The organism is Glutamicibacter sp. AGC84 (genome assembly GCF_053543575.1).
The window spans coordinates 33823-43985 of sequence record NZ_JBLVOC010000009.1 but is presented as its reverse complement, the minus strand read 5'-3'; the positions used below and the strand labels follow the sequence as shown (position 1 = coordinate 43985).

Below are 10163 nucleotides of genomic sequence, written 5' to 3'. Positions count from 1 at the left end.
ATGATCGGTCAGCGACGTCATGGTGTTGTAGTACTTCTCCCAGAGGATCCGTCCATTGTGCATAACCAGCACGGCGTCGGTATTGGTCGCGTGCATTACCCCGCGCACGGTCAGCGCCGGCTCGGTAATGCTCGCCTTGGCCACTTCCAGTTTGCCCAGCTTCTCCTCGGCCAGGTGCAGCCTGACGATCGGGCCATCGCCGCGCGAAACCTTCACGGTGGGATGGATCCTGGCGATGTTCTGGAATGAGCGCTTGATATTCTGCGGGTACTGCCAGGTGGCGATGTTCAGCGCCTTGCTGGGAGGACCTGCCAAGTTGGCCGCCATGTGCCCGGCGGCATCAGTCGCTTCAGTTGCCATGCTCTGATGGCGGAACGTCAATTCCCTTGTATTGGGATCGGATGCAGGAGATGAAGTGCTTGGCATCGATGCTGAGCTTGGTTTTCTTCTTGCCTTCGTACTGCAGCTTGGCCTTGGTGACCAGGACCCCAAGATCGGCTCCCTTCCATCGGTAATCCTCTACGCCGTAGATGCGCAGGAAGAATGCTTCCTTGTGGGTCTGCAGCTGGTGCCAGTCCAATGCGGAACGGGAAAATTGCAGCTTGCCGCGCGAGTCGAGGTAATAGTTTCCGGTGCGTGGGGCATGGGTGATGTACTGCAGGATGTCATCGGTTTCCTTGATGATCATGTGGCTCCAGACATCAGCCCCGCTCATCTCTTCCCAGCGAGCATTGATCTCGTCAACGTCCAGCTCGAATTCCACATCAAGGAATTCAAGCAGGTGGAAGAGGAACAGCGGCACGTCGGCATAGGCTCCGGCGGTGACGTTGGTGATGGCGCTGGCCCCGGAGATGCGCGGGTTCAGTTCGCCCAGGTACACCTCGTCGGTGTCGGTGTCCACCAGCACGTCCACCTCGAAGAAGCCGCGGTAGCCGGTGTCCTTCAGACCGTTGCCCACCTTGCGGACCAGATCGATGGCGCGCGAACGCTGCGAGTCGGTGACCACATCCGGGTGCATCTCATTGCCGCACCAGCCGCCCTTGTACGGAGTCAGTTCCTTGTAGCCGGCCAGTTCGGTCAGGATCGGCCCCACCACCGTGCCGCATTCGGTCAGCACTGCCTCAACGGCTACCGGCTGGTTGTTGATGCGCTTCATGATCTTGAGCTGTTCGCCGATGATGTTCTTGGCATGCGCCTTGAACTGCGCCTTCGAGTCGATGAAGAAGGTCGTCTTGCCCGAATCCCCGTAGGGGGTCTGGACCACCAGGTCCTTGCCCAGGCCGGCTTCCCCGGCCAGTTCCATGAGCTCGTCGTAGTTATCGGCGGTGCCCAGCACGTTGGGCACCGATGGTGCGCCGGCGGCATTGCCCAGCTTGGTGGTAACGATCTTCGAGTCCAGTTCGGTGCGCAAGGCGGCCGAGGGCAGGATCAGGTCGTAGCCCAGTTCCTCGCAGATTGATTCGGTTTCCTCGTCGAAGAAGACCATCGCGATCTTCGGCCGGGGACCGCCCGGGGTGCACTGGGAATCGATGTATTCGCGGACCTCGGAGTTCTCCAGCAGCCAGTTGTTGATCTCTTCGGCGCTCTGGAAATCGACATAGGGCTTCTCGGCGGGGGTGAAGACCCGCGGGTGGTGGCCGTCCCAGCCGTCGTAGTAGGTGATGTAGCTGAATTTGCGGACCCATCGGTCAAGGCCCAGCAGATTGACCGGGGTGGCGCCGAGGAAGAAGATCGGAGTGGTATTGGTGCGGAAGAAATGGCGAACTTCGCTCATGTTCTTCAGCTTGCGGTCCATGCGCAGGACCTTGGCCGGGAGATTCGCGGGTTCGGACTCGTTGTAGGCCGCGTCGACGGCGACGTTTGCGCTGAGCTGATCGGTAACAACGCGCGCCTTGTGGCGCAGCTTGTCCAGATCGCTGGGTTTGGGCATGCGGTGGCGAGAAGCCGGGGCGTGGGCTTCAAGAATGTTGGCCATGATGTGGAGATGTCCTTTGAAACTGTCCGAAGAAGGGCGGTTGCACGGCACAATGCGTGACAGTTTCATGCTCAGCGCTCATCGTAAGCACCGGCACACGTTCTGCTTAACGCGTGGTGAACATTGAGCCCGCCCCGCCGATGCGGCCTGTGACGTGGCATGCAACGGCAGGTTCGGGCTCAAAGCTAGGTAAAGGTTACTCCTTATTGCGGTAACTGGCGGCTGCTAGCCAGACACCGTCGATGCGAAATCCAGCTGCTGGAATTCGAATCCGGCCTGCTGCAAGACTTCGCTGGTGACCTTGCGGCCGGTCAACGCGACCCGGGCATTGGATCCCATGACCGCGGCGCCGATCTTGGGCAGCACCGAGCCGGTGGGCAGGCCAGGCAACCCCGCGATGGATCGCAAGGCGGCCATGACCTCGGCATTGCGCAGCGGCTTCGGGCTGGCGGCATGAACCAGGCCGGCAGGGATGGAGGGCTCTTCGAAGCCGAGCAGGCAACGGATCAAGCGCAGCCAGTCTTCCAGCCCAATCCAGCTGAACCACTGCTTGCCGTCCCCCAGCGGACCGCCCATGCCGGTATTCACCAGCAGGTTCAGCGGGCCAAGCAGGGGAGCATCGGGGTGCATCACCAGCGAGGTGCGCAAGAGATAGCGCTGCTCGGCGTTGACCGCAGCTTCGGCGAAGGCCTGCTCCCATGCCGAAGCGACCCCGGTCATTTCCGGCAGGGCGCGCTGGTCGCTGGGCACGGGGCTGGACTCGGTCAGCTCTTCCTCGCCGGCGTCACCGAAGATGGCGGTGGTGCTGGCCTGGATCCAGGTGGCCAGCTGGGGCACCGAGGCTGCGGCTTCGGCCAAGGTCTTGGTGGAGCCCACGCGCGAGTCGGTGAGCGCTGCGATGTTCTCCGGGGTGTTGCGCTTATCGACGCGCTCGCCAGCCAGATTGACCAGGTGCACCGTATTCTTGCTGGACAGCGCGCGGGCCCAGGGCCCCTGGTGCACGCCATCCCAGCTGTACTGCTCGGCAGGGAAATCATTTTCCGGGTTGCGGGTCAGCACCGATACGGAAATGCCGCGGCAGACCAGATCGGCGACGAGGTTGCGGCCAAGGAATCCGCGACCGCCGGAGATCACCACATGGGCATCGCGCTTGCGGTGCGCACCCGGGGCGATGATCCGGTACAGGCGGGCCGCCGCGATGGCGAAGTCCTTGCACAGGGCGTTGGCCACGGTGAATTTGAAAGCGGTGGTGCCCGGGCCGTTGAGCTCAGCGGTGAAGTGCAGCACGGATCCGTGCTCATGGGGCTCTACCTGCCAGCGCAAGACCATTTCACCGGCCGGCTGCGGCTGGGTGAACTCCACCATGAGGGTGTCCTGGTTGCGCCGGGTGATGGAACCCGAAGGCGCGGTGCTGCGGTGCAGCGGGCCGAAGAATTTGCCCGGCGGCAGCAGGTCCACCTTGGTGCCCACGCCGCGCTGGTCGTCATGCACGACGAAGCCGTCGAAGCTCTTCATCCACTGGCCGGTCTGCGACAGGTTGCCCACGATCGAGTAGACGGCCTGCGGGTCAGCGGCCAGGAACTGTGACTCGGTGCGCTGCCAGTGCGTGAATTTACTCGTGGTGCTCATCTTGGAATAGTTCCTTCCAGCTCGGTTTATCGGGCATAGCTCTAGGCTACTGTGCCCGGTGCACTTCGGCAGGATAGACATCGAAGCCTGCCTGAACTGTTACACCAGGGTCCCAGAACAGGAAAAGCTCCCTTGGTCCATGCGGACCAAGGGAGCTTTGCATCGGGGCGTTGGCTAGGCGGTAACCTTCGCGCCGACTTCCTGTTCCATTTCGGTGAACTCGGCATCGATGGTCGGGTTCGGGCGGTAGGTTGCCCGGGAAACCAGCCATGCGACAACCAGTGCGGCGAGGAAGCCCGGGACGATCTCGTACATGGCCGAGGCCAGCACGTCCACGTTGCCCCAGATGAACACCACGACGGCGCCGGTGACCATGCCGGCGAAACCGCCCACGGCGGTCAGCTTGCGCCAGTACAGGGCCAGCAGGACAACCGGGCCGAAGGCGGCGCCGAAGCCCGCCCACGCGAAGGAAACCAGCTCAAGGATGGAGGAGTTCGGGTTCAGCGCCAGCAGGGCGGCGATGACGGCCACCAGCAGCACGCCCGAGCGGCCCAGCATGACCAGGGCCTTGGGCGAAGCCTTGCGGCCGGTGATGTTGTACAGGTCCTCCACCAATGCCGAGGAGCAGACGATCAGCTGCGAGGACATGGTGGACATGATGGCCGCCAGCACAGCGGCGAGCACCAGGCCGGCGATCAGCGGGTGGAAGAAGATCTGGCTCAGCAGCAGGAAGACAGTTTCGCTGCTGGCCTTGTCCAGCGGCTGATCGGCGAAGTACGCGACGCCGATGAACGCGGTGGCGATGGCGCCCAGGGTGGTCAGGAACATCCAGCCAATGCCGATGCGCCGTGCGGTCTTCGCTTCGCCCGGGGTACGCAGCGCCATGAAGCGCACGATGATGTGCGGCTGGCCGAAGTAGCCCAGGCCCCACGCTGCGGTGGAGAAGATGGCCACGGCGGCCAGGATCGCGCTGTTGTCGCTGAAGGAGGAAAACAGGTTGAACGCTTCGGGATTGACTTCGGTGACCTTCGAGGTGATGTCCCCGATGCTGCCGATCTGGATGACTGCCACAATTGGCACGGCAATCAGCGCGGCGAACATCAGCACGCCCTGGACCATATCGGTCAAGGATGCTCCGAGGAAGCCGCCGAACAGGGTGTAGAGCAAGGTGATTCCGGCCACGAAGAACATGCCCGCAAGGTACTGCCAGCCGAAGGAAGCCTCGAAGAACTTGCCTGCAGCCACCATTCCCGAGGATACGTAGAAGGTGAAGAACACCAGGATGATCACCGATGCGCCGATGCGCAGCAGGTGGCTGTTGTCCTTCAGGCGCTTTTCGAAGAAGCTCGGGATGGTGATGGCGTTCTGCGAGATCGCGGTGTAGGAACGCAGCCGCGGGGCGACGAACTTCCAGTTCAGCCACGCGCCGATGAGCAGGCCGATGCCGATCCATGCTTCGTGCAAGCCACCGAGGTAGATGGCGCCGGGCAGGCCCATGAGCAGCCAGCCGGACATGTCGGATGCGCCTGCGGAAAGGGCTGCGACCCACGGCTTCAGGCCGCGGTCGGCCAGCATATAATCGTCAATGTTGTTGGTGCGGCGATATGCAATATAGCCGATGCCAAGCATGGCGGCCATGTAAATTGCGATCGCAATCATCTGGAAAGTCTGGTCGGACATTTTTCCTCATTACCGTTTGTGCCTGGGGCTTTTCTCAGCCGCCATAGGCGCGGATTTCTGTGGTGCGAGTCACCACTATGGCACTAATTCTCCGGTTTGTCGCCGGGTGCCATCAGGTCTGTGATCATTCTGTTATCTACTCGACCGTATCGAAGTCTGCAGGGGTAGCCAAAATCGCGGAGTTGCTTGCATCACTCATTCCGGGCTGCGCGTGCAGCGATTTGCGCACCGCGCGGATGGCCGGGGACTGGGTGGAGGAATGCCGCATGGCGGTGAAGATGGTGCGCTCCGGAGAGCCGGGCAGATCCACCGTGCGCAGGCTGCTGCGCTGGTCGCGCAAAACCAGCTCCGGGAGCATCGCCACGGCGTTGCCTGAAGCGACTAACTGCACGTGAGCCTGCAAATCAGCGGTTTCGTAGCGCAGGTCCGGCTCGAACCCCGCAAGCCGGCAAGCCTGCAGGGCCCAGTGCCGGCTGGCGGCGCCCGCTGGCTCCACCACCCAGGGCAGGGAATTGGCATGCTCCAAGGTGTGCACCCGGTCGAATTCCGCGTTTCCGGCCGCGCCCCGTGCCGGCAAGGCCAGTCGGATCGGATCGTGAGTCAGAACACGCCGATCGAGGTTGTCATAGTGCGGTGCGGAATGCCCCGAGTACTGCTCCGCGACCACCAAATCGAAACTTCGGCTGCTGGTTTCATTCAGCGCGTCGGCTGGCTCCTGCTGGCTCATTTCCACCCGCAGATTGGGGTGCCTGGTGCGCAGTTCGCGCAGTACCGGCGGCATGAGCCGGAGCATGGCCGTCTGGAAAACCGCTAGCCGGACGGTTCCGGACACCGTGGACATGGCCGCGGACAGATCCGCTTCGGCGCGTTCCATGGAATCGAGCAGCTCTTCGGTGTGGGCCACCAGGATCTGGGCCTGCGGGGTGAGCTTGAGGGTGCGTCCGGTGCGCCGCAGCAGCTCCACTCCGGTTTCGGTTTCCAGCTGGCTCAGCTGCTGCGACACGGAGGAGGGGGAGTAGCTCAGCGCATCGGCCACCTCGGCAATGGTTCCGCGGATATGCAATTCGCGAAGCAAGCGCAATCTTCTCAGTTCAAGCACGGATTTCCCGCCATTCAGTTAATGGGGACTCACGGAGTCCAGACACTTCGGCAAAACCGAACGAACATCTTCGGTTTTGTTCACTTTTGCTTAAGACAATATAGGTTCATACTCGATCTTGCACACAGCTTTTCTTATCGGCCCACTGGCAGCAGCAGGCCGCCGGATTAGCCATAACGACATCAGCGTTCGGTGCCGAACCACAAGTACGAATTGCATCGAAGGGACCACCAGTGTCTTTCACCTCCACCCAGCACGTAGTGCCAGCCGCACTAGATGCCGACGGCAACCCGCTCACCTCGCCGGCCGAACTCGCTGACGACGTCATCAAGCTGGTGCGCCGCTGGCTCACCGAAGCTTCCGAATATCCCGTAGATGCCGCCGCCGCCCGCCTGGCCGGAGTGCTCAAGGACCCCAAGGGCCTGGACTTCACCGTAGGCTTCGTCGATGGCGTGATCCGCCCCGAAGACCTGAACGTCGCGGCAGCCAACCTCAAGGCGCTGGCCCCAATGGTTCCAGGCTTCCTTCCCTGGTACATGCGCAAGGCCGTCGCAGTTGGCGGCGCCATGGCCCCAATCGTGCCGCAGGTAGTTGTCCCCATCGCCCGCAAGGTCTTGCGCGAGATGGTCGGCCACCTGATCATTGACGCCTCGGATGCCAAGCTGGGCGGCGCGATCTCCAAGATCAAGCGCGAGGGCGTGGATCTGAACGTCAACCTGCTCGGCGAAGCGATCCTCGGCGAAGACGAAGCGGCCCGCCGCCTGGATGGCACCACCAAGCTGCTGGAACGCGATGACGTGGACTACGTGTCGATCAAGGTCTCCTCCACCGTCGCCCCGCACAACCACTGGGCGTTCGATGAAGCCGTGGAGCACATCGTGGACAAGCTGCAGCCGCTGTATGAGCTGGCTGCCAACAGCCCGAATAAGAAATTCATCAACCTGGACATGGAAGAGTACAAGGACCTGGAGCTGACCATCGCGGTCTTCACCAAGATCCTGTCCAAGCCCGAATTCAAGGACCTGCCCGCCGGCATCGTGCTGCAGGCCTACCTGCCAGATGCCCTGGGCGCGATGATCCAGCTCCAGGAATTCTCCGCGGCCCGCGTGGCCGAAGGCGGCGCACCGATCAAGGTCCGCGTGGTCAAGGGCGCCAACTTGCCAATGGAAACCATGGAAGCTGACATCCACGGCTGGCCGCTGGCCACCTGGCACACCAAGCAGGACTCCGACACCAGCTACAAGTCCGTGCTGGAATACGCGCTGCGTCCGGAACACGTGAAGAACATCCGCATCGGCATCGCCGGGCATAACCTCTTTGATGTCGCGCTGGCTTGGCTGCTGGCCAAGTCGCGCAACGCCACCGACGGCATCGAATTCGAAATGCTGCTGGGCATGGCCACCGGCCAGGCCGAAGCGGTGCGAAAGGACGTCGGCTCGCTGCTGCTCTACACCCCGGTGGTGCACCCGCAGGAATTCGACGTGGCCATCGCCTACCTGATCCGCCGCCTCGAAGAGGGCGCCAGCCAGGAAAACTTCATGTCCGCAGTCTTCGAGCTGGCCAAGAACGAGGCCTTGTTCGAACGCGAGAAGAACCGCTTCCTCGCATCCCTGGAAGCCATGTCCAATGTGGTCCCTGCCCCGCATCGCGTGCAGAACCGCCAGGTCCAGGATCCGTCGCTGAGCACCCGCGTGGCGGGTTTCGCCGACGGCTCCACCGAATTCTTCAACACCCCCGATACCGACCCGGACCTGAACCAGAACCGTGCCTGGGGACGCGAGATCCTGGCCAAGATGCAAGAATCGCCGCTGGGCAAGGAACTGGTCAAGAACAACACCCTGAACAGCGCCGGCGAACTCGACGAGTCCATCGCCATGGGCGTGGATGCCGCCGCCGGCTGGCAGCAGCTGGGCTCGGCCCAGCGCGCGCAGATCCTGCACCGTGCCGGCCTGCTCTTCGAGGAGCGCCGCGCCACCTTGCTCGAGGTCCTGGGCTCCGAATGCGGCAAGACCATTGACCAGGGCGATGTGGAAATTTCCGAGGCCATCGACTTCGCGCACTACTACGCGGAACTGGGCCGCGAACTGGATGCCGTGGATGGCGCGAAGTTCGTCCCGTCGAAGCTGACCGTGGTCACCCCGCCATGGAACTTCCCGATGGCGATCCCAGCCGGTTCCACCCTCTCGGCGCTGGCCGCCGGTTCCTCGGTGATCATCAAGCCTGCCAGCCAGGCCGCCCGCGTGGGCGCCGTCATGGTGCAGTGCCTGTGGGATGCCGGCGTGCCCAAGGACGTGCTGCAGCTGGTCTTCGTGGGCGATCGCTCCCTGGGCCAGCAGCTGGTCTCCGATGAGCGCGTGGACCGCCTGATCCTCACCGGCGGCTACGAAACCGCGGAACTGTTCCGCTCCTTCCGCAAGGACCTGCCGCTGCTGGCTGAGACCTCCGGCAAGAATGCCATCATCGTCACCCCGAACGCCGACCTGGATCTGGCTGCGCGCGACGTCGTGCAGTCGGCCTTCGGCCACGCCGGACAGAAGTGCTCGGCAGCCTCGCTGGTGGTGCTGGTGGGCTCGGTGGCTGAATCCCGCCGTTTCAACAACCAGCTGATCGATGCGGTGAAGTCGCTGAAGGTCGGCTACCCGTGGAACCCCGAATCCCAGATGGGTCCATTGATCGGCGAGCCGGGCGAAAAGCTCAAGCGGGGCCTGACCACCCTGGGCGCCGGCGAGCGTTGGGCCATTGAGCCGAAGCAGCTCGATGACTCGGGCAAGCTCTACTCGCCGGGCGTGCGCTACGATGTGGCCCGCGGCAGCGAGTACCACAAGACCGAATACTTCGGCCCGATTCTCGGCGTGATGACCGCCAAGACCCTGGAAGAAGCGGTGGAGATCGTCAACGAGGTGGACTACGGCCTGACCTCGGGCCTGCATTCGCTGGATTCGGCGGAGATGGGCTACTGGCTGGAGAACATCCAGGCGGGCAACATCTACGCCAACCGCGGCATCACCGGTGCCATCGTGCAGCGCCAGCCGTTTGGCGGCTGGAAGAAGTCGGCCATCGGCGCAGGCACCAAGGCCGGCGGCCCGAACTACCTGGTCGGCATGGGCTCCTGGGTGGACGCCCCCGCCACGCAGGGCGCAGCGCTCTCGGCATTCGACCAGCGCCTGCTGAACACCGCAGAACTGGATTCGGAGCAGGCGCAGTGGCTGGGCTCGGCACTGGCCAGCGACAAGCTGTGGTGGAACAACGAGTTCAACCAGGCCAAGGACCGCTCGGGGCTGGTCGCCGAGCGCAACATCTTCCGCTACCGCGCGGTTGACGTGACCGTGCGCTTCGAAGAAGCCACCAGCGGCCACGGACTGGCCGAGGCGCTGCGCGTCATTGCCGCCGGTGTCACCGCAGGTTCCCGCGTGATCTTCTCCGCTGACGTGCAGCTGCCCTTGGGCGTGCGCAACCTGTTGGCCGAGAACTCGGTCACCGTGGTGCGCGAAGACGCTGCGGCATTCGCCGCCCGTGCTGCGAAGCTGGCTGCGAAGACCGGTCCGGAGTCCGCTGCCCGCATCCGCCTGATCGGCGGCTCGATGAAGGCTGTCGCCGAGGCAGCCAACGGCAAGCCGGATGTGGCCATCTACGCATCGCCGGTGACCGCTGCCGGACGGGTGGAGATGCTTCCGTTCCTGCATGAGCAGGCCGTATCCATCACCGCTCACCGCTTCGGCACCCCGAATCACCTCAGTGATTCGCTGATCTAGCAGGCAAGCGCATAAAGCAGTGGCCCGC

Annotated in this window: 5 protein-coding genes and 1 pseudogene; 1 reads left to right on the top strand and 5 read right to left on the bottom strand. The window is 63.3% G+C overall.

Annotated elements, in window-relative coordinates:
• The 5 genes and pseudogenes from ACNPN0_RS06235 to ACNPN0_RS06215 form a co-directional block, all read right to left on the bottom strand.
• Positions 1–360, bottom strand: a pseudogene (locus ACNPN0_RS06235) (serine hydrolase domain-containing protein); the annotation flags it as partial.
• A complete protein-coding gene (locus ACNPN0_RS06230; protein WP_105658878.1) occupies positions 350–1975 on the bottom strand; it encodes a biotin carboxylase in 1626 nt (541 codons plus the stop codon). The pseudogene ACNPN0_RS06235 and the gene ACNPN0_RS06230, both read right to left, overlap by 11 nt.
• Positions 1976–2200: 225 nt before the next feature.
• Entirely contained in the window at positions 2201–3604 is a 1404-nt protein-coding gene (locus ACNPN0_RS06225; RefSeq protein WP_166650866.1) for an NAD-dependent epimerase/dehydratase family protein, read from the bottom strand.
• A gap of 174 nt (positions 3605–3778) precedes the next feature.
• Complete coding sequence (gene putP / locus ACNPN0_RS06220; protein ID WP_133834892.1) at positions 3779–5284, bottom strand: sodium/proline symporter PutP; 1506 nt, start codon at positions 5282–5284, stop codon at positions 3779–3781.
• A 136-nt stretch (positions 5285–5420) separates the two neighbouring features.
• A complete protein-coding gene (locus tag ACNPN0_RS06215; protein ID WP_359192602.1) occupies positions 5421–6383 on the bottom strand; it encodes a LysR family transcriptional regulator in 963 nt (320 codons plus the stop codon).
• Positions 6384–6616: 233 nt separating this feature from the next.
• On the opposite strand from ACNPN0_RS06215, the gene ACNPN0_RS06210 reads away from it, so the two are divergent.
• Positions 6617–10135, top strand: coding sequence for a proline dehydrogenase family protein (locus ACNPN0_RS06210; RefSeq protein ID WP_448937233.1), 3519 nt, complete (start codon positions 6617–6619; stop codon positions 10133–10135).
• Positions 10136–10163: the final 28 nt, after the last annotated feature.

Excerpts from the sequence above, each read along its gene's own strand:
- ACNPN0_RS06230 (WP_105658878.1), bottom strand. The coding sequence starts at position 1,975 with ATGGCCAACATTCTTGAAGCCCACGCCCCGGCTTCTCGCCACCGCATG.
- ACNPN0_RS06225 (WP_166650866.1), bottom strand. The coding sequence starts at position 3,604 with ATGAGCACCACGAGTAAATTCACGCACTGGCAGCGCACCGAGTCACAG.
- putP (WP_133834892.1), bottom strand. The coding sequence starts at position 5,284 with ATGTCCGACCAGACTTTCCAGATGATTGCGATCGCAATTTACATGGCC.